This window comes from Rhodoferax sp. PAMC 29310 (assembly GCF_017948265.1).
Classification (GTDB): domain Bacteria; phylum Pseudomonadota; class Gammaproteobacteria; order Burkholderiales; family Burkholderiaceae_C; genus Rhodoferax.
In genome coordinates this window covers 347,403-366,474 of the sequence record NZ_CP072852.1, presented here as the reverse complement: position 1 = coordinate 366,474, position 19,072 = coordinate 347,403, and the positions used below count along the sequence as shown (strand labels likewise).

Below are 19,072 nucleotides of genomic sequence, written 5' to 3'. Positions count from 1 at the left end.
GCGTCCATTATGCCGCGATTGTCAAAGGCCGATCAAGCGCCTACCAGCTGTGCGTGCATCTCCTGCACCGAGATCACATCGAGGTGATCCATGTGCTTCATCCCTTCAACGGCAGCTTCAGCGCCCGCTATCGTGGTAAAGGTTGTGACACGGGCCAGCAGCGCAGATGTGCGGATGTAACCGGAGTCAGCGATAGCATTGCGACGTTCTTCCACGGTCGTGATCACCAAGGCAATTTCATTATTCTTGATCATATCAACGATGTTGGGGCGGCCTTCAGCTACCTTATTGACTACTTGGCATTCGATGCCAGCCGCATTGATTGCTGCCGCTGTGCCTTTGGTAGCGACCAGGGTAAAGCCCATCGCCACCAATGAGCGAGCGACTTCAATGGCGCTGACCTTGTCGTTGTTCTTAACCGAGATAAATACCAGTCCAGAACGTGGCAGCTTGGTGCCTGCCCCCATTTGCGATTTTACAAAGGCTTCGCCAAAGGTTTTCCCCACGCCCATGACTTCACCCGTGGACTTCATTTCTGGCCCAAGAATGGTGTCAACACCTGGAAACTTCACAAATGGGAACACTGCTTCTTTCACACTGAAATACGGAGGTGTCACCTCTTTGGTGATGCCTTGAGAAACCAGGGACTGACCCACCATGCAGCGCGCGGCCACTTTGGCAAGGGGAATGCCCGTCGCTTTGGACACAAATGGCACCGTGCGTGACGCGCGGGGATTGACTTCCAGCACGTAAATAACGTCCTTGCCCTCAATGCTTTGAATCGCGAATTGCACGTTCATCAATCCAACCACATTCAAGGCCTTGGCCATGGCAGCGGTTTGACGTTTGATCTCGGCAATGGTTTCGACGCTCAGGCTATATGGTGGCAGCGAACACGCGGAATCTCCGCTGTGCACGCCAGCTTGCTCAATGTGCTCCATCACCCCACCGATAAAGGTGCGGCCCTCAACTCCTTCGGAGCCGCCATCGCGCAGGCAATCCACATCACATTCAATGGCGTCGTTCAAAAAACGATCCAAGAGTACCGGCGAGTCATGGCTGACCTTCACGGCCTCGCGCATATAGCGCTCCAAATCACGCTGTTCATGCACCACTTCCATGGCACGACCGCCCAGCACGTAACTTGGGCGAACAACCAATGGGTAACCCAACGCAGCTGCCTTTTCAAGCGCTTCAGGCTCAGTACGGGCTGTGGCATTTGGCGGCTGAAGCAACTTCAACTCATGCAGCAGTTTCTGAAAACGCTCGCGGTCTTCGGCCGCATCAATCATGTCAGGCGAGGTGCCAATGATCGGTACGCCATTGGCTTCCAGGTCCAGCGCCAATTTCAACGGGGTTTGGCCGCCATATTGAACGATCACGCCAAACGGCTTTTCTTTATCGACGATTTCAAGCACATCTTCCAGCGTCAGCGGCTCAAAATACAAGCGGTCTGAGGTGTCATAGTCGGTGGAGACGGTCTCAGGGTTGCAGTTGACCATGATGGTCTCGTAGCCATCTTCGCGCAGGGCCAAAGCGGCGTGCACACAGCAATAATCAAATTCAATACCTTGTCCGATACGGTTGGGGCCACCGCCCAAAACCATAATCTTCTTCTTGTCTGTTGGCGCAGCTTCGCACTCACTGCCCTCGGCTTCATAGGTCGAATACATGTACGCCGTGTTACTTGCGAACTCAGCGGCGCAAGTATCCACACGCTTGTAGACAGGACGCACGCCCAGAGCGCGGCGCTTCTCGCGAATCGCCGTGTCGCTCGTCTTCAGTTGCTTGGCCAAACGGCGGTCTGAAAACCCTTTTTGCTTCAATGCACGCAATGTGGGCGCATCGATGGCATCGAGCGTGGTGGTTTCTAACTCCAACTCAATTTTGACGATCTGCTCAATTTGAACCAAGAACCAAGGGTCGATCTTGGTCAGGGCAAAGACTTCGTCAACACTCCAGCCGGCGGCAAATGCGTCGCCCACGTACCAGATTCGGTCTGGGCCGGGTTGACCCAACTCCCGCTCCAGCAACTCGCGGTCTTGCGTCTTTTCGTTCATGCCGTCCACGCCGACCTCGAGCCCGCGCAGCGCTTTCTGGAACGACTCCTGAAACGTGCGCCCCATGGCCATGACTTCGCCGACCGACTTCATTTGCGTCGTCAATCGGCTGTCAGCCGCCGGAAACTTCTCAAACGCGAAACGGGGGATCTTCGTTACCACATAGTCAATGCTTGGCTCAAAACTGGCCGGCGTGGCGCCACCGGTGATGTCGTTTCGCAACTCATCCAGTGTATAACCCACCGCCAGCTTGGCAGCCACTTTGGCAATCGGGAACCCGGTTGCCTTGGACGCCAGCGCCGAAGAGCGCGACACACGGGGATTCATCTCGATCACGACCATGCGACCGTCCACCGGGTTGATGGAGAACTGCACGTTGGAGCCCCCCGTATCAACACCAATTTCGCGCAGCACGGCCAGTGAGGCGTTGCGCAGAATTTGGTATTCCTTGTCGGTCAGCGTCTGGGCGGGTGCCACCGTGATGGAGTCGCCGGTGTGCACACCCATGGGGTCCAAGTTTTCTATCGAGCAAACGATGATGCAGTTGTCCGCCTTGTCGCGAACCACTTCCATCTCGTACTCTTTCCAACCCAGCAACGATTCCTCAATCAGCAGCTCATTGGTGGGGGAGGCCTCCAGACCGCGCTTGCAAATGATCTCAAACTCTTCCGAGTTGTAGGCAATACCGCCGCCCGTTCCGCCCAGTGTGAAACTGGGCCGAATGACGGTAGGAAAACCCAGCGTCTTTTGCACAGTCCAGGCCTCGTCCATGGAATGCGCAATGCCGGAGCGGGCGGAACCCAAACCGATTTTGGTCATCGCATCTTTGAACTTCAGGCGATCTTCCGCCTTGTCAATCGCTTCAGGGCTGGCACCAATCAACTCCACGTTGTACTTCTCCAGTACACCGTGGTGCCACAAATCCAGCGCGCAATTCAGCGCGGTCTGCCCGCCCATGGTTGGCAAAATGGCGTCAGGACGTTCCTTGATGATGATCTTTTCGACCGTCTGCCAGGTAATGGGCTCGATATAAGTCACATCGGCCGTAGCCGGGTCGGTCATGATCGTGGCAGGATTGCTGTTGATCAGAATGACTTTGTAACCCTCTTCGCGCAACGCCTTGCAGGCTTGCACACCGGAGTAGTCAAACTCACAAGCTTGGCCGATGATGATAGGGCCGGCGCCAATAATCAGGACGCTTTTTAGGTCGGTACGTTTAGGCATTCTTCTTCTCCTGGGCCTTCTCCATCAACGACGTGAAGCGGTCAAACAAATAGGCGATATCGTTGGGTCCTGGCGATGCTTCGGGGTGTCCCTGAAAGCAGAACGCAGGCTTGTCGGTCCAAGCCAAACCCTGCAACGTGCCGTCAAACAAGCTGACATGGGTAGCGCGCAGGTTGGCCGGCAAAGTCTTCTCATCCACCGCAAACCCATGATTTTGGCTGGTGATACTGACGCGACCGGTGTCCATATCTTTAACTGGGTGATTGGCGCCGTGGTGACCAAACTTCATTTTGAAGGTCTTTGCACCGCTGGCCAAGGCCATGATTTGGTGACCCAGGCAAATACCGAAAGTCGGAATACCGGATTCAATCAACTCGGCCGCGGCCTCAATGGCGTAATCACAGGGCTGGGGATCTCCCGGGCCATTGCTCAAAAAGATGCCATCAGGCGACAACTTCAGCACCTCGGCTGCTGGCGTCTGGGCGGGCACCACAGTCACCTGGCAACCGCGCTGTGCCAACATGCGAAGAATGTTCTTCTTCACGCCAAAATCATACGCAACCACGTGGAACTTGGCATCCGTCAGTTCGCCATAGCCTGGCTTACCCGCTAGCTGCGGGTGAAAAAGCTGCCACTCTGTTTGAGTCCACTCACACGCGGCCTTGATGGTGACCTCTTTGGCCAAGTCAAGGCCCGCCATGCTGGGCGCCGCCTTGGCTGAAGCAATAGCCGCATCGATCACAGCTTGCGTCACCGTTTCGCCGACAGCCAGGCCAACAATGCATCCGTTTTGCGCGCCTTGCGTGCGCAATTGGCGCGTTAACTGGCGTGTATCAATATTGGCGATGGCCACCGTCGACTCCCGCACGAGGTACTCATTCAGAGTCATCGACTTGCGAAAGTTAGAAGCCACCAAAGGCAGATCCTTGATGATCAGCCCTGCGGCATGCATTTTTTCGGCTTCGACATCGTCTTCATTGACACCGTAGTTGCCAATATGGGGGTACGTGAGGGTGACGAGTTGCTGGCAATAGCTCGGGTCTGTGAGGATTTCCTGGTAGCCGGACATGGAGGTGTTGAACACCACCTCGCCGACGGTGGAGCCAGTGGCTCCGATGGAATGACCAATATAGACCGTGCCGTCTGCGAGCGCCAGTATGGCGGGGGGAAAGTTTCCCTGAAGAGACAAAAGCACTGGGTTCTCCGGTATGGTTACGGGTACGCCCAAGCACCTCAAGAGTTCGCTCTTGAAATTTCTGTCTAAGGGAATTGGGCTTGGATTGCTCTAGGCGTACGCGGGTGCGGGATAGCCTCTCATTATAGCCGAGGGCAATCCCTAATTCGACTCAGATCAAAGCCGAACTGGCGCTGGCTTGAAGGCAAATGGCGGCAGCGGCGGCCACGTTCAGCGACTCCTCGCCGCCAGGCTGTGCGATGCGAACATGCAACGAGGCCATCGCCTCCAACTCGGCACTGACGCCCTGCCCTTCATGACCCAAGGCCCAGGCGCAGGGCATGGGAAGGCTGTTGGTCCGCAGCCCCTCATGCAGAAACGTCCCCCGATGGGAGCTGGTCACCACCACAGGCACAAGCAATTTTTTCAAGTCATCCAGTACAGCACCTTCCGTCAGATGCAAACCCCAATGAGCTCCCATGCCTGCTCGCAAGACTTTGGGGCTCCACAATGAGGCGGTGCCTTTCAAGGCCACCACTTGCTTGAATCCGAATGCCGATGCGCTTCTCAGAATCGACCCGACATTGCCTGCATCCTGGACACGATCAAGAATGACGGTGGCTTCGTTCGGCTGCAGGCTCTGCGGCAGCGGCATATCGAGAACAAATCCGACACTAGATGGAGATTCCAGGCCGCTAATTTCGTGAAACAGCACATCAGAAATTACTACTATTTTTATAGCATCTTGCGCATATTGGACGGGGGCCAAGGGCCAAAATGACTCTGAAAATACGGCCACCGCCGGCCGAACACCTCGTGCCAAGGCCGCGCGACACAAGTGATCTCCCTCTACCCAATAGCGCCCCTGCTTGCGGTAGGCCGTGGTCTCAACCGCCAAGCGCCGCAAGTCTTTCAGCAAAGCGTTGTCACGAGAGGTCAGGAACTGAACAGGTGATATGGTCATCGCATCACCTCCGCCACCGGCCGAAATGTCTTGCGGTGTTGCGGGCAGGCTCCGTGTGCCTGCAACGCCGCCAAGTGTTGGGCCGTGCCATAACCCTTGTGTTTGGAAAATCCATACTGCGGGTAGGTCAAGTCGATCTGGGCACACCAGCGGTCCCGATGCACCTTGGCCAGAATAGACGCCGCCGAGATTGAAGGCACGAGTGCATCCCCTTGCACGATGGCCTCGGCCATCATGCTGAGCACCGGCAAGCGATTTCCGTCAACCAAAACTTTATTGGGCTTGAGCCGCAACCCTTCTACGGCTCGTCGCATGGCCAACATCGTTGCTTGCAAAATGTTGAGCTGCTCAATCTCCTCCACAGTGGCTTCGGCAATGGAGCAACACAGCGCTTTGGAGCGAATCTCATCAAACAGCCATTCACGACGCGCAGCGGTCAGCTTCTTGGAGTCGGCGAGCCCGGCAATCGGATTCTGGTCATCCAAAATCACTGCTGCGGCCACCACTGGGCCAGCCAAGGGTCCCCGCCCGGCTTCGTCAACCCCCGCTACTAAACCGGGAAAATCCCACAACAGGGCTGACTGGCGGGTTACGGCTTTTTCAACCTTTGAGGACTTGTTCGATGGCATGGGCAGCTAGTTCAGAGGTATCGCGCTGCAGTTCTTGATGCAGCGCGGTGAATGATTCTTCCAATAGCCTGATTTTCTCAGCACTTTCAGATCCATCTTCAAGCCAGGACAGGGTCGCGCGCGCCAAAGCGTCTGGTGTGGCGGCATCCTGCAACAACTCCGGCACGACAAATCGCTGGCAAAGAATATTCGGCAGACCGACCCACGGCTGCAATCGCTTGCGCCGCATGATTTGCCACGACAGCCAGCTCATGTGATACGCAATTACCATGGGTCGCTTGAACAACGCCGCTTCCAGCGTGGCCGTACCGCTGGCAATCAATGTGGCATCGCAAGCCGCAAGGGCCGTGTGTGACTGGCCTTCAAGGATCTGCAAATGATCTGCCATTCCACTGGCTCGCGCCGCCTGTTCAATTTGAACCTTCAACGCCGGCACCGCGGGAACTATGAATTTAATAGCGGGATGCGCTTGTTTCAAAAGGGCTGCGGCCTTAAAGAAGCGTCCTGCCAGATGCTTGATTTCTGACTTCCGACTGCCCGGAAGAATCGCAACAACCTGGTCGTTACCAGCCAAGCCAAGGGCCGCGCGCGCTTTGGTTCGATCAGGCACCATCGGAATCACGTTCGCCAATGGGTGCCCAACATAGGTGGACTGAATTCCATGTTGCGCCAGCAACGCTGGCTCGAACGGAAAGATGCACAAGACGTGGTCTACACTACGCCTGATTTTTTCCACCCGCTCAGGACGCCACGCCCAAACGGAAGGTGACACGAAATGCACGGTCTTGACGCCCGCGGCTTTCAAGTCCGCTTCCAGATCAAGATTGAAATCTGGCGCGTCAACGCCGATAAAGATCGATGGCGGATCTTTCAATAGTCGAGTCTTCAGCTCAGTGCGAATGCCAACAATCTCGCGGTAGCGCCGCAACACCTCCCAGCTATAGCCCTGAACGGCCAGTTTGTCACTGGACCACCACGCGGCAAACCCTCGCGTCCGCATATGAGAGCCGCCAATTCCGGAAGCGGCCAAATCAGGCCATTTGGCTTGCATACCATCCAGCAACAAGCCAGCTAGCAAATCACCCGATGCCTCGCCAGCGACCATTGCGACGTTGAGAGGGTTTGATTCGGACGTCGCCGAGGCGGAGCTTAGCCGCGAGACCCGTTCGGTCAACATAGCCAATGTCTAGCGAACGATGCCACGCTGGGGCGCAACTTGCTCCAAAAAGGAGAGCATCATGCGAATATCGGGCTCAGCTTCAGGTGTTGATTGGCTCAAGTTGGCAATGCGATCTTGGGCTGCAACCAACGTTAATTCGTCTCGATACAAGGCTTTGTGCATGGCTTTCACGGCCTGGACCCGTTCCGCAGAAAACCCGCGACGCCGCAACCCCTCGTAATTCATGGAGCGAGCCGAGGCGGGTTGGCCCTGACACATCACGAACGGCGGCAAATCTGCAAACAACAGCGTGCACATCGCCGTCATACTGTGAGCGCCGATGCGAACAAACTGGTGCACAACCGTGAATCCACCGAGGATCGCCCAGTCATCGACATGAACGTGCCCGGCCAATTGGGAGTTATTCGCAAAAATCGTGTGATTGCCGACGACGCAGTCGTGTGCCAAATGCACATAGGCCATCAACCAATTATCATTGCCCACCCGAGTGATACCAGTGTCGCCCGGTGAGCCAATGTTGAAGGTGCAAAACTCGCGAATGACGTTTCGGTCCCCAATGATCAACTCGCAGGGCTCGCCAGCATATTTCTTGTCCTGAGGGATCGCACCCAAGGAGGTGAACTGGAAAATCCGATTGTCTTGACCGATGGTAGTGTGCCCTTCAATCACGCTGTGTGGGCCAATCGTCGTACCAGCCCCCACCTTTACATTGGGTCCAATCACCGAATAAGGTCCAACCGACACAGTGCTATCAAGCTCTGCGCCTCGATCAACGACGGCGGTGGGATGAATTGCACTCACAGCAACAACCTTAGGCAATGGAGCGCATTGCGCAGGTCAGTTCAGCTTCGACAGCCAACTCACCAGCCACCAGAGCTCGGCCTTTAAACTTGAAGATTCCAGCCTTCATGCGCAGCAATTCAACCTCAAGAATCAGTTGATCACCTGGCTCAACTGGACGCTTGAAGCGGGCACCGTCGATACCAGCAAAGTAGTAAACCATGTCATCCGTCGGCGAGCTTCCCAGGGCGTCAAACGCGAGCAATGCCGCGGCTTGCGCCAGTGCCTCGAGCATCAATACACCCGGCATCACCGGACGATGGGGGAAATGACCTTCAAAAAAAGGCTCGTTGATCGTCACGTTTTTCAACGCCTTGATGGTTTTTCCTTTTTCAATTTCGAGGACCCGATCGACCAACAAAAATGGGTAGCGATGGGGCAGCTGCTTGAGAATCTTGTGAATATCCATCATTTTGAATCCTGTACTTTCAGTTCGATTATTGTTTTTTCCAATGCGCGAATCCGGTCCCGCAAGCGGTTCAATTGCTTGAGCGCTGCGGCATTTTTTTCCCAGACTGCGTTGTCGTCAAACGGGAACATGCCGGTGTAATGACCGGCCTTTGCGATGGACCGGGTCACCGTTGTTGCGGCTGAAATATTGACGCCGTCCGCCAGTGACAAATGACCCAGCACAATCGCTCCGCCCCCGATGGTGCAATGAGCACCAATCGTGGCGCTACCCGCTACACCAACGCAACCAGCCATCGCGGTGTGATTTCCCACCCGTACGTTGTGGCCAATTTGAATGAGGTTATCCAGTTTGACACCGTCGCCAATCACCGTATCGCTCAATGCGCCGCGGTCAATACAAGTATTAGCGCCAATTTCAACATCGTTTCCGATCCGCACAGCGCCCAATTGTTCGATCTTTTCCCATACCCCGTCATTTGGCGCAAATCCAAACCCGTCAGCGCCAATGACAACGCCGCTATGAAGCAGGCAGCGCTCGCCAATAATGCAATTCTCGCCAACGGTCACTCGATCTTTCAACTCAGTATTCGCGCCAATTTGAGCACCCTGCTCCACAACGCAAAAAGCGCCAATCCGGGCGGTCTCGTGAACATTCGCGAGAGGGTCAATGATGGCACTTGGATGGACCCGCGGCTTTTCCGCGTGCGCCAAGGAGCGTTTCCAGAGTTGTGTTGCTTTGGCAAAGTAAAGGTAGGGCTGCTCAATCACAATGCAAGCACCACGTGTTCTCGCCACCGCCATCATCGCGGGCGCCACAATCACACATCCAGCCCGACTCTTCAACAATTGCGATTGGTACTTGGGATGGCTAAGGAAACTCAGTTCATTGTGATTTGCGGTTTCCAGCGGTGCCAACCCCTGCACCCCTAGTTCAGGGTCACCATATAACTCACCGCCCAAAGCGGCGACGATAGAGCCAAGGCTTAAAGACACATCGTTCACACCCCGAACGCCACTATTTGGTGACGGCCGCGTTCAGAATCTTTAACACTTTGTCGGTGATATCGTGTTTCGGATTGACATAGACCGCTTCTTGAAGAATCAGGTCGTACTTCTCCGCTTCAGCCAATTGCTTCACCACTTTATTGGCACGCTCAAGAACTTGCTGTAATTCTTCATTTTTTCGCGCATTGAGGTCCTCCTGGAATTCACGGCGCTTGCGCTGAAACTCGCGATCCAGATCAACCAGTTGTCTCTGACGTGAAGCTCGCTGGATCTCAGAAAGCGTTGGAGCCTCTCGCTCCAATTTGTCAACCATGGACTTCAAAGATGCGCCTTGGTCTACAAGCTCTTTCTCCCGCTTGGAAAACTCCTGCTCAAGCTTGGCCTGCGCGGCTTTGGCTGTACCCGCCTCTTTGAAGATTCGATCCGTGCTGACAAAACCGACGCGAAACTCCTGTGCAATCGCGCTCGCCGACAGAAATATCCCACCGACACAAACTCCAACAAGGAATTTTTTCATAATTTTGGACATTAAAAAGTGGTTCCAATCTGAAATTGAACAGTCTGTATTTTATCGCCTTCGAATTTCCGGATTGGCGTCGCAAAGGCAAGGCGCAACGGTCCGACTGGCGAAATCCAACTTACGCCAACACCAGCTGAGGCTCTCAAATCGTTGGCATTGACATTGACGCCATCGGACCCAGACACGCCACCGACATCAATGAAGCCGTACATTCTCAAAGTACGGTCGTTGCCAGCGCCCGGGAAGGGCGTCAGCAACTCGGCATTGAGGTTGACCCTCCGGTTCCCACCTATAACAACGCCACTGCTGTCACGTGGACCCAGACTGCCCTGCTCAAAGCCTCGAACCGATCCCAACCCGCCGCCGAAGAAATTCTTGTAGACAGGGAGAGATCGGTCTCCGATCCCTTGACCCCATCCAAACTCCGCGTTGAATGCCGCTGTGAACTGCTTGTTCAAAGGCACGTACTGTTGGAACTGATAGGTGGCCTTGACATAGCGAGCATCGCCAGCGACTGACCACTCAGCATTGGCACGCTGGTATCGACCAGAATTAGGCGCCAAAGCACTGTCTCGACGATCCCTCGACCAACCGATCGTCAGCGGAACTGCCGTGGTGCTGTACCCGAACTGCTCCGCGTAATTCAGGTAGGACGTTGGCAAGGCCGTACCGGCAACGATTGTTGTCTTCTCCACGCCCCCACCAAAATACACCGTGTCCGTCTCCGTAAACGGCACGCCAAATCTCACGCTCCCCCCCGAAGTCACCAACTGATAGTAGCTCTGATCCTGGTAAGGGCTGTTGGTCCGGTGATATACATCGATCGTGCGGGATACGCCGTCTTGCGTGAAGTAGGGGTCGGTTGTGTTGAAGACGATTGCCCGGTTCACCTTGCTGGTGTTAACTTGAATACCCAAAGAGTTTCCTGATCCAAACGCATTGTCCTGCTTCAAACCAAACGACAAGCCCAATCCGTCACCGCTTGAAAAACCGGCTCCAAGGCTAATACTTCCGGTCGGCTTTTCGACCACATTCAACGTCAAATCCACCTGATCTGGTGAGCCTGGCACCTGTTGAGTCTCGATTCCCACCTCGGTAAAGTAGCCCAGCCGGTCTACGCGATCACGAGAAAGTTTAATCTTGTCTCCGTCATACCAGGAGGCCTCAAATTGACGGAACTCGCGGCGTACCACGACATCGCGGGTACGGTTATTGCCGACAACGTTAATTTTTCTCACGTAAGCCCGTCGCGATGGCTCTGCCTGCAACACCAAAGCTACCCTATTTGTCGTGCGATCAATTTCGGGGCGGGCTTCGACTCGGGCAAAGGCATAGCCAAAATTACCAAAATAGTCCGTGATGGCCTTGGTCGTTTCTGCCACCTGGTCAGCGTTGTAGGCTTCACCTGGACGAATGGTCACCAAGGACTTGAACTCATCATCCTTGCCAAGGAAGTTCCCCTCCAGCGTCACCCCGCTCACAACAAACCGTTCACCTTCAGTCACGTTGATCGCAATCGCGATATCCTGTTTATTGGGGAGAATCGCAACCTGTGTTGAGTCCACTTTGAACTCAAGGTAACCGCGGGTCAAATAGTAAGAGCGAAGTGTCTCGATATCCGCGTTCAGCTTGCTGCGTGAATACCGGTTCGATTTTGTGTACCAACTCAACCATCCGCCTGTATCCAAGTCGAACAAGTTCCGCAGTGTCGACTCGCTAAAAACAGTATTACCAATGATTCGGATCTCGCTGATCTTGGCGGGTTCACCCTCAATCACAGAGAACGTCAAATTGACCCGATTGCGCTCAATAGGCGTGACCGTGGTGACCACTTCGGCCGCATACAAGCTCCGGTTGATGTACTGCCGCTTCAATTCCTGCTCTGCGCGATCCAGCTGTGCTTTGTCAAAGGGACGTCCGTCTGACAGCCCTACATCGCGAAGCGCTTTTTTTAGAACGTCTTTATCGAACTCTTTCGTGCCAACGAAATCAACTTCGGATACGGTGGGGCGCTCCTCCACCACAATTACCAGAACGTCGCCATTGACCTCGATCCGAACGTCCTTGAACAAACCCAAGCCAAACAAAGCACGAATGGCGGAGGACCCCTTTTCGTCGTCATATACATCGCCCACGCGGACAGGAATGGAGACAAAAATGGTTCCAGGCTCCACCCGTTGAAGACCCTCAATCCGAATGTCACGCACTGTGAATGGGTTAACGGCCCAGGCAGTGGTTGCCGCAAACGCCATTGAAACGACTGCAGCGACAGAGCGCAAACGAAAGCTATTAATTGTCATTTTGATAGTGAGAAATCAAGCCGCTACCCGTGAAGGGCACAGACATTTAGCCAAATAGGCGGGAGATGTCGTTAAAAAAAGCAATCGACATCATGATTAGTAGGACAGCAATGCCACCCCGCTGCAAGCGCTCCATCCAAACATCAGACACAGGGACGCCCACGATCGACTCCCAAAGATAATACATCAGGTGCCCCCCATCCAAAACAGGTAGGGGCAGCAGATTCAAAACACCCAAGCTCACACTGATGAGCGCCAAGAAAAGCAGGTACTGAGTCAATCCAATTCCGGCAGACTTGCCAGCATATTCGGCAATGGTCAAGGGTCCGCTCAAATTCTTCAACGACGCCTCGCCCACCAACATTCGCCCGATCATTTTCAAAGTCAGCGCAGAGACATCCCATGTCCGTAGAACGCCATGCCATAGCCCATCAATCGCCCCATATTCGACAGTGACGAGCTCAGGAGGGGACCCAACAAACGCTCCAATTTTTCCCACATGGAGTGCGCCCTCTTGCCTAACTTCGGGCCGAACGACAATCTGCAACAAAGCCCCCCGCCTCTCCACAGACCAAGTTTTTGGATCAACAATACCAGTTGATCCAGATTTTCGAATCATTTGCCGCAGCTGTTGGCCATCCACAATTGGCACATCACCAACCCGGCGTACGAGATCGCCTTCCCGCAGGCCGGCACGGTTTGCCGCACCATCAGGCAGAATTTCACCTAGAACAGGTCGGGTATAGGGACCAGATACTCCAATGGATTGGAACAGTTGAGCGCTCGCCTCGGGTGAATCCAACTCGCTCAATCTCAACAAAACTTCCCTATTCGGCCCCGATGGCAAATTTGAGAGCTCCAGTCGCACATCCAGCCCATCCAATGCCCCACGGGTCAAAAACCATCGCACATCTTCAAAGGACCCAATGTCGCTCAGTGCATCTTGCGCCAATGCAGCCCGCAACACCCGCTCGCCCCCTTCAATTCCAGACTGTGCTGCCATTGATTCGGGCGCGGGACTGGCCAAGACGGCCGCCGGATATTGCACACCATTCCAGTTGACGACTGCATACAGGAATACCGCAAGCAATAGATTTGCAGCGGGTCCCGCGGCCACAATGGCTACCTTTGACTTCAAAGGCTGCCTATTGAACGCCATATGCTGCAACTCTGGGGCTACTGGCGCTTCTCTTTCGTCGAGCATCTTGACATAGCCCCCCAGAGGAAGCATGCACACGACAAACTCGGTCGGCGAACCGTTGGGCTGCCAACGCAGTAACTGCGGCCCAAACCCAATGGAGAATCGAATCACTCGCACCCCAACCGCCACTGCCATGCGATAGTGGCCGTACTCGTGCACGGCAATCAACAAGGCGATAGCGACGACAAAGGCCAATGCGGTCAACATGATTTATTCGGCGGACCTGTTCTATCGAGCCAAACGGTTCACAACTGTACGAGCGGCCAACCGTGAAGATTGATCAAGTGCAAGCAGGTCGTCCAAGGAATGCGGAGTTGCGGGGCTCACCGACTCCAGTGTTTCTACATTGACAACATGAATTTGGTCGAAACGAATCTCGCCAGCCAAAAACGAAGCGACTGCAATTTCGTTGGCAGCGTTCAAAACTGAAGTCGATCCTGGGGCACTCTCCAAAACTGCCCAGGCCAATGCCAGGCCCGGAAAGCGACGATCATGACCATTGGAATCGACAGATTCAAAGGTCAGGTTAGACATCGCTCTGAAGTCAAGCGCACTGGCGCCAGACGAGATTCGATCGGGCCAGGACAAACCGAGAGCAATCGGAACTTTCATGTCTGGTGTACCCAACTGGGCCACAACCGAGTTGTCTTTGTACTGCACCATAGAGTGAATCACACTCTGAGGATGAATAATTACTTCAATCTGCTCTGACCTGACCCCAAACAAGTAATGCGCCTCGATCACCTCCAAGGCCTTGTTCATCATGGTCGCTGAGTCGACGGATATCTTCCGCCCCATAACCCAGTTGGGGTGCGCACAGGCCTGATCGGGGGTCACATCCCGCAAGCTAACGGGGTCTCGCTGTCGAAACGGCCCACCCGATGCAGTCAAAATAAGCTTATCAATTTGACTGGCCCACGTCCGTTCATCGTCTGGAAGTGACTGGAAAATAGCTGAATGCTCACTGTCAATTGGCAGCAATTTGGCGCCACCTGTTTTGACCGCATCCATGAAGAAATCCCCACCCACCACCAACGCCTCTTTGTTGGCCAGCAACAAGCGCTTTCCGGCCCGCGCAGCGCCCAAACAAGAGGCAAGCCCGGCCGCACCAACAATGGCGGCCATAACCGTATCCACCAATTCGTGTGAGGCAACCTCCGTGATGGCTTGCGGCCCACACAACACTCGGGTGGAAAGATTGAGTCCTTTGCATTTTCGCTCCAGATCGCGACCATGAGCTTCGCTGGCCATGACGGCGAACTTGGGGCGAAACTGAACGCATTGTTGAAGCAATGTCTCTGTCTGCGTCGCAGCCGTCAAGGCAAACACTTCAAAGCGCTCGGGATGGGCTGCAATGACCGTCAGAGTACTGACGCCTATCGAGCCGGTTGACCCCAGGATCGTGACACGTTGTTTGACCGAACCGAAAAAATCACTCATCCCGACCTTCACAAAGAGTAAAGCATCATGGCCAGCGGCAATGTGGGAAGCAACGCATCCACTCTGTCCAGGACCCCGCCATGGCCAGGGAGCAACCCGCTACTGTCTTTTGCTCCAGCACTTCTTTTAACCAATGACTCGATTAGGTCACCAGCGACGCTCATAGTCGCCATAAATACTGATGCGATCAACAACAACAATCCACTCTTGTTGCCCAAGTGACTGAACATACTTAGCACGGACACGTTCCAGTGCGTATCAGCCCAACGCCACGCGAAGGCCAACACAACCACACCGACCATTCCACCCAACGCACCCTCCCAGCTTTTTCCGGGACTAATGCTTGGTGCGAGCTTGTTCTTAAATAGACTTCTACCAAGAGCCTTTCCGGCAAAGTACGCAAAAATATCGGCAACCCAGACTAGAACAAGTATGGACAGCAAATAATTGATCCCAATGACTCGAGCCTGTGCAACTGCCAACCAAGCCACGCAAAGTGCAAATCCACCGCCAGCCAAACGCATTGCCTGTGGGTAGCGGCCCCAGGCCTGCACGCCGCCTCTCAGTAAAAACGCCCCAAACAAAACCCAACTGCCGCCAGCCAAAATCCATAGCGACGGAAGTCGCTGATTTAAAGCGCCGAGCCACCAAAGCAGGGAGCATACAAGTAGCAAAGCACCAGCAACACCGAGTGAGACGCTCTGGCTATATCCATTCAACATTCCCCACTCCCAAGCCCCAGCAGCGATAAACACCATTGCGATCGCGCAAAAATAGCGGGGATCATCTACCAAGAAGGTAGGAATAAGGAGCGCCAAAAGCACCAGTGCGGTAATAACGCGTTGCTTTAGCATTCTGGGTTCTCAGTTAGGGACCGTGGACGGTTTCTTTGCCAGCAATTGTCCCGAGGTTTGACCAAATCGTCGCTCTCGACCCGAGAATTCAGCAATCGCATCGTCGAGTGCATTTTCATCAAACTCTGGCCAAAGTTTGTCGCTGAAGATAAATTCCGAATAAGCAGACTGCCAAAGCAGAAAATTGCTGATACGTTGTTCGGATCCCGTTCGAATCACGAGATCCGGATCTGGGACGTGGGCCAATGCCATTGCGGAATTAAGCGATGACTCGGTAATCGCCTGCCCTTGTGCTGCCAGTTTGGCGGCGGCTTGAGCGATATCCCAACGCCCCCCGTAGTTGAAACAAATATTGAGAATCAAGCGAGAGTTTTTGGCCGTATCAAATTCAGCAAGCCCAATGCCTGCTAGAACTTTGGGCGACAAGGCCTTGCGCTCACCGATAAAATGAATCTGTACACCATCCGCTTTCAAATTTGGCACTTCTCGAGTCAAAGCCATCGCGAATAGATCCATCAAACCCGAGACCTCTTCGATCGGCCGATTCCAGTTTTCCGATGAAAATGCAAAAACAGTCAGTATTGCTACACCTCGGTCGGCACAAGCTTTGACACACCGTCTAAGCGAGTCAACACCTTGTTTGTGGCCGGCAATTCGCGGCAAAAAACGCTTGGACGCCCAGCGCCCATTGCCGTCCATGACGATGGCAATATGATTTGGAGTTTGACTCATGAGCCGATGCAATCAAAAACTAAAACAATGTGCCCAACGAACCCTACCCGGACTGTCCGAGATCTAAGCTAGAAGACACATCTTTTAGCCTAGACCGCCATAATGTCCTGCTCTTTGGAGGCGACCAAATGGTCGATTTCAATAATGTGTCGGTCTGTGACCTTTTGAATGTCCGACTCAGAGCGCTTTTGATCGTCTTCTGACGCAAGCTTGTCTTTGACTGCTTTCTTGACAGCATCGTTGGCGTCACGGCGCAAGTTTCGAACAGCAATTTTTGCGTTCTCGCCTTCATTGCGAACCAACTTCGTCAACTCTTTGCGGCGCTCTTCAGACATGGCCGGCATTGGAACCCTAATCAGGTCTCCCATCGACGAAGGATTTAGACCCAAGTCACTTTCGCGGATAGCTTTCTCAATCTTGACGCCCATTCCTTTTTCCCAAGGCTGAACACTGACTGTCCGAGAGTCCAACAAGGACACGTTAGCAACCTGGCTGATTGGCACCAATGAACCGTAATAGTCAACCTGAACAGTATCCAACAAGGCTGGATTGGCCCGCCCAGTGCGAATCTTTGTCAGGTTGTTCTTGAATGCTGCGATGGATTGATCCATCTTGGTTTCAACGGTAATTTTTATCTCTGCGATTGGCATATTTTCTCCTCACTCAACTTATCAATTGTGCAACTAAAACAGGCAATTTTGACATGGTCAAGCGTAAACCAGAGTGCCCTCATCCTCACCCATGACGACCCGAGCCAAAGCCCCGTGCTTAAAAATAGAAAACACCTTGACCGGCAATTTTTGATCTCTGCACAAGGCAAATGCGGTGGCATCCATAATCCCCAAGTTTTGAGAAATCGCTTCGTCGAAGGAAATCTTGCTGTAGCGTGTAGCCTGCGGATCCAACTTGGGATCTGCCGTATAAACGCCATCCACTTTGGTCGCTTTCAAAACAATTTGGGCACCAACCTCAGCGCCACGCAATGCGGCTGCAGTGTCGGTCGTAAAAAATGGATTACCGGTTCCGGCGGCGAAGATGACGACCTTCCCCTCTTCAAGGTACTGCAAGGCTTTGGGGCGAACGTATGGCTCAACGACTTGGTCGATCGCGATGGCGGACATTACCCTAGCGGTCAATCCTGCCTTGATCATGGCATCGCCAAGTGCGAGAGCATTCATGACCGTGGCCAGCATGCCCATGTAGTCGGCCGTTGCCCGGTCCATGCCGACGGATCCACCAGCGACACCTCTAAAGATATTCCCCCCACCAATCACCACCGCCACTTCAACACCGAGTCGCGTGACATCGGCTACTTCGTTGACAATTCGGACAATCGTGTCTCGATTGATACCAAATTGATCGTCACCCATCAGCGCCTCGCCGGACAGCTTTAGCAAAATGCGCTTGTAGGCTGGTTTGGCGATTGACATGATGAGTTCCTTGATCGATTAGCTTGGTGAAATGAGGACTTGCCGGACTCAACCCAATTCGATATTGAGCCCGGTGAAAGCGGAAGAATCCTTCCGCACGCTAACTGAAGTTAGGCTTGTTTGGCAGCAGCAATTTGAGCGGCGACTTCGGCAGCGAAATCGTCCACTTTCTTCTCAATGCCCTCACCAACCACATACAAAGTGAATGATTTGACAGTGGTGCCGGCCGCGTTGAGCATTTGCTCGACGGTTTGCTTGTCGTTTTTCACGAAAGACTGATTGAACAGCGAGACTTCTTTCAAATACTTTTGAACGCCACCTTCAATTCGCTTCGCAACAATCTCATCCGACTGGACGGGCTTGCCAGCGGCCACTGCAACGGACGCGTCTTCTGCTGCTTTTGCAGCAGCAACTGAGCGCTCTTTGGCGACCAAATCAGCGGGAACATCAGCACTAGACAAGGCGACCGGTTTCATGGCTGCCACGTGCATGGCGACATCCTTGGCGGCAGTCTCATCACCGTCAAACTCAACGACGACGCCAATTCGGGTGCCATGCAGATAGGAAGCCAATTTGCTGCCATCTCCGAAACGCTTGAAGCGGCGAAAGCTCATGTTTTCGCCAATTTTCCCGATCAAACCTTTCCGCACATCTTCCAGGGTCGGGCCAAAGCCATCCTGCGTGTAGGCCAAGGCACCCAATGCATCCATGTCATCAGGGTTCTGCCTGGCAATCAGCTCAGCAGCGGCATTGGCGAGGGCCAAGAAACTGTCATTTTTGGTGACGAAGTCAGTTTCGCAATTTACTTCCAACAATGCGCCAACACCAGCATCGATATAGCTGGTGACAACGCCTTCAGCAGTGATACGGCCGGCTGCCTTGCCAGCTTTGCTACCCAGTTTGACGCGCAACAACTCTTCAGCTTTGGCCATATCGCCCTCAGCTTCAGTCAAAGCACGCTTGCACTCCATCATTGGTGCGTCGGTTTTTCCACGTAGTTCAGCAACCATGCTTGCGGTAATTGCAGCCATTTTGATTCTCCGTACTTGATTCAGTTAATTTAAATTTGATTAAAAAAAAGGGGGGCATGAATGCCCCCCTTTTTTGG

General features: G+C 53.9%; 17 protein-coding genes. All 17 read right to left on the bottom strand.

Annotation, left to right across the window (positions count from 1 at the left end; genetic code table 11):
* Positions 1-32 precede the first annotated feature (32 nt).
* A complete protein-coding gene (carB, locus tag J8G15_RS01650; protein ID WP_210545581.1) occupies positions 33-3,284 on the bottom strand; it encodes a carbamoyl-phosphate synthase large subunit in 3,252 nt (1,083 codons plus the stop codon).
* Positions 3,277-4,479, bottom strand: coding sequence for a glutamine-hydrolyzing carbamoyl-phosphate synthase small subunit (gene carA / locus J8G15_RS01645; protein WP_210545579.1), 1,203 nt, complete (start codon positions 4,477-4,479; stop codon positions 3,277-3,279). Before carA ends, carB begins: the two co-directional genes overlap by 8 nt.
* Positions 4,480-4,630: 151 nt before the next feature.
* Positions 4,631-5,422, bottom strand: coding sequence for an RNA methyltransferase (locus tag J8G15_RS01640; RefSeq protein WP_210545577.1), 792 nt, complete (start codon positions 5,420-5,422; stop codon positions 4,631-4,633).
* The gene (gene rnhB, locus J8G15_RS01635) at positions 5,419-6,051 is read right to left on the bottom strand and encodes a ribonuclease HII (RefSeq protein ID WP_210545575.1); all 633 of its coding nucleotides are present in this window, start codon (positions 6,049-6,051) and stop codon (positions 5,419-5,421) included. The genes J8G15_RS01640 and rnhB overlap by 4 nt, the downstream gene beginning before the upstream one ends.
* Positions 6,023-7,156 (bottom strand): lipid-A-disaccharide synthase, encoded by a 1,134-nt coding sequence (lpxB, locus tag J8G15_RS01630; protein ID WP_240538409.1) that lies wholly within the window; start codon positions 7,154-7,156, stop codon positions 6,023-6,025. Before lpxB ends, rnhB begins: the two co-directional genes overlap by 29 nt.
* An 81-nt stretch (positions 7,157-7,237) precedes the next feature.
* Positions 7,238-8,032, bottom strand: coding sequence for an acyl-ACP--UDP-N-acetylglucosamine O-acyltransferase (gene lpxA / locus J8G15_RS01625; RefSeq protein WP_210545571.1), 795 nt, complete (start codon positions 8,030-8,032; stop codon positions 7,238-7,240).
* Positions 8,033-8,042: 10 nt separating this feature from the next.
* Positions 8,043-8,483 carry a 3-hydroxyacyl-ACP dehydratase FabZ gene (gene fabZ, locus J8G15_RS01620; protein ID WP_210545569.1) on the bottom strand — a complete coding sequence of 147 codons (441 nt, stop codon included), beginning with the start codon at positions 8,481-8,483 and terminating at the stop codon, positions 8,043-8,045.
* Positions 8,480-9,475 carry a UDP-3-O-(3-hydroxymyristoyl)glucosamine N-acyltransferase gene (gene lpxD, locus J8G15_RS01615; RefSeq protein WP_210547417.1) on the bottom strand — a complete coding sequence of 332 codons (996 nt, stop codon included), beginning with the start codon at positions 9,473-9,475 and terminating at the stop codon, positions 8,480-8,482. The genes fabZ and lpxD overlap by 4 nt, the downstream gene beginning before the upstream one ends.
* Before the next feature lie 22 nt (positions 9,476-9,497).
* Entirely contained in the window at positions 9,498-10,004 is a 507-nt protein-coding gene (locus J8G15_RS01610; protein ID WP_240538527.1) for an OmpH family outer membrane protein, read from the bottom strand.
* Between the two features lie 11 nt (positions 10,005-10,015).
* The gene (gene bamA, locus J8G15_RS01605) at positions 10,016-12,307 is read right to left on the bottom strand and encodes an outer membrane protein assembly factor BamA (protein WP_210545565.1); all 2,292 of its coding nucleotides are present in this window, start codon (positions 12,305-12,307) and stop codon (positions 10,016-10,018) included.
* 46 nt (positions 12,308-12,353) lie between these two features.
* A complete protein-coding gene (rseP, locus tag J8G15_RS01600) occupies positions 12,354-13,718 on the bottom strand; it encodes an RIP metalloprotease RseP (protein WP_210547416.1) in 1,365 nt (454 codons plus the stop codon).
* 18 nt (positions 13,719-13,736) lie between these two features.
* Positions 13,737-14,948, bottom strand: a complete 1,212-nt coding sequence (ispC, locus tag J8G15_RS01595) for a 1-deoxy-D-xylulose-5-phosphate reductoisomerase (protein WP_210545564.1) — start codon at positions 14,946-14,948, stop codon at positions 13,737-13,739.
* A gap of 8 nt (positions 14,949-14,956) precedes the next feature.
* A complete protein-coding gene (locus J8G15_RS01590; RefSeq protein WP_210545562.1) occupies positions 14,957-15,802 on the bottom strand; it encodes a phosphatidate cytidylyltransferase in 846 nt (281 codons plus the stop codon).
* A 9-nt stretch (positions 15,803-15,811) separates the two neighbouring features.
* Complete coding sequence (uppS, locus tag J8G15_RS01585) at positions 15,812-16,534, bottom strand: polyprenyl diphosphate synthase (protein WP_210545560.1); 723 nt, start codon at positions 16,532-16,534, stop codon at positions 15,812-15,814.
* A gap of 89 nt (positions 16,535-16,623) precedes the next feature.
* On the bottom strand, positions 16,624-17,184 hold the full coding sequence (frr, locus tag J8G15_RS01580; protein WP_210545555.1) for a ribosome recycling factor: 561 nt from the start codon (positions 17,182-17,184) through the stop codon (positions 16,624-16,626).
* 57 nt (positions 17,185-17,241) lie between these two features.
* On the bottom strand, positions 17,242-17,964 hold the full coding sequence (gene pyrH, locus J8G15_RS01575; RefSeq protein ID WP_210545553.1) for a UMP kinase: 723 nt from the start codon (positions 17,962-17,964) through the stop codon (positions 17,242-17,244).
* A 110-nt stretch (positions 17,965-18,074) separates the two neighbouring features.
* Positions 18,075-18,995 (bottom strand): translation elongation factor Ts, encoded by a 921-nt coding sequence (tsf, locus tag J8G15_RS01570; RefSeq protein ID WP_210545551.1) that lies wholly within the window; start codon positions 18,993-18,995, stop codon positions 18,075-18,077.
* Between the last annotated feature and the right edge of the window lie 77 nt (positions 18,996-19,072).

Excerpts from the sequence above, each read along its gene's own strand:
- J8G15_RS01590 (WP_210545562.1), bottom strand. The coding sequence starts at position 15,802 with ATGCTAAAGCAACGCGTTATTACCGCACTGGTGCTTTTGGCGCTCCTT.
- bamA (WP_210545565.1), bottom strand. The coding sequence starts at position 12,307 with ATGACAATTAATAGCTTTCGTTTGCGCTCTGTCGCTGCAGTCGTTTCA.
- fabZ (WP_210545569.1), bottom strand. The coding sequence starts at position 8,483 with ATGATGGATATTCACAAGATTCTCAAGCAGCTGCCCCATCGCTACCCA.
- frr (WP_210545555.1), bottom strand. The coding sequence starts at position 17,184 with ATGCCAATCGCAGAGATAAAAATTACCGTTGAAACCAAGATGGATCAA.
- ispC (WP_210545564.1), bottom strand. The coding sequence starts at position 14,948 with ATGAGTGATTTTTTCGGTTCGGTCAAACAACGTGTCACGATCCTGGGG.
- pyrH (WP_210545553.1), bottom strand. The coding sequence starts at position 17,964 with ATGTCAATCGCCAAACCAGCCTACAAGCGCATTTTGCTAAAGCTGTCC.
- J8G15_RS01640 (WP_210545577.1), bottom strand. The coding sequence starts at position 5,422 with ATGACCATATCACCTGTTCAGTTCCTGACCTCTCGTGACAACGCTTTG.
- tsf (WP_210545551.1), bottom strand. The coding sequence starts at position 18,995 with ATGGCTGCAATTACCGCAAGCATGGTTGCTGAACTACGTGGAAAAACC.
- uppS (WP_210545560.1), bottom strand. The coding sequence starts at position 16,534 with ATGAGTCAAACTCCAAATCATATTGCCATCGTCATGGACGGCAATGGG.
- carB (WP_210545581.1), bottom strand. The coding sequence starts at position 3,284 with ATGCCTAAACGTACCGACCTAAAAAGCGTCCTGATTATTGGCGCCGGC.
- lpxB (WP_240538409.1), bottom strand. The coding sequence starts at position 7,156 with ATGGTCGCTGGCGAGGCATCGGGTGATTTGCTAGCTGGCTTGTTGCTG.
- J8G15_RS01610 (WP_240538527.1), bottom strand. The coding sequence starts at position 10,004 with ATGAAAAAATTCCTTGTTGGAGTTTGTGTCGGTGGGATATTTCTGTCG.
- rnhB (WP_210545575.1), bottom strand. The coding sequence starts at position 6,051 with ATGCCATCGAACAAGTCCTCAAAGGTTGAAAAAGCCGTAACCCGCCAG.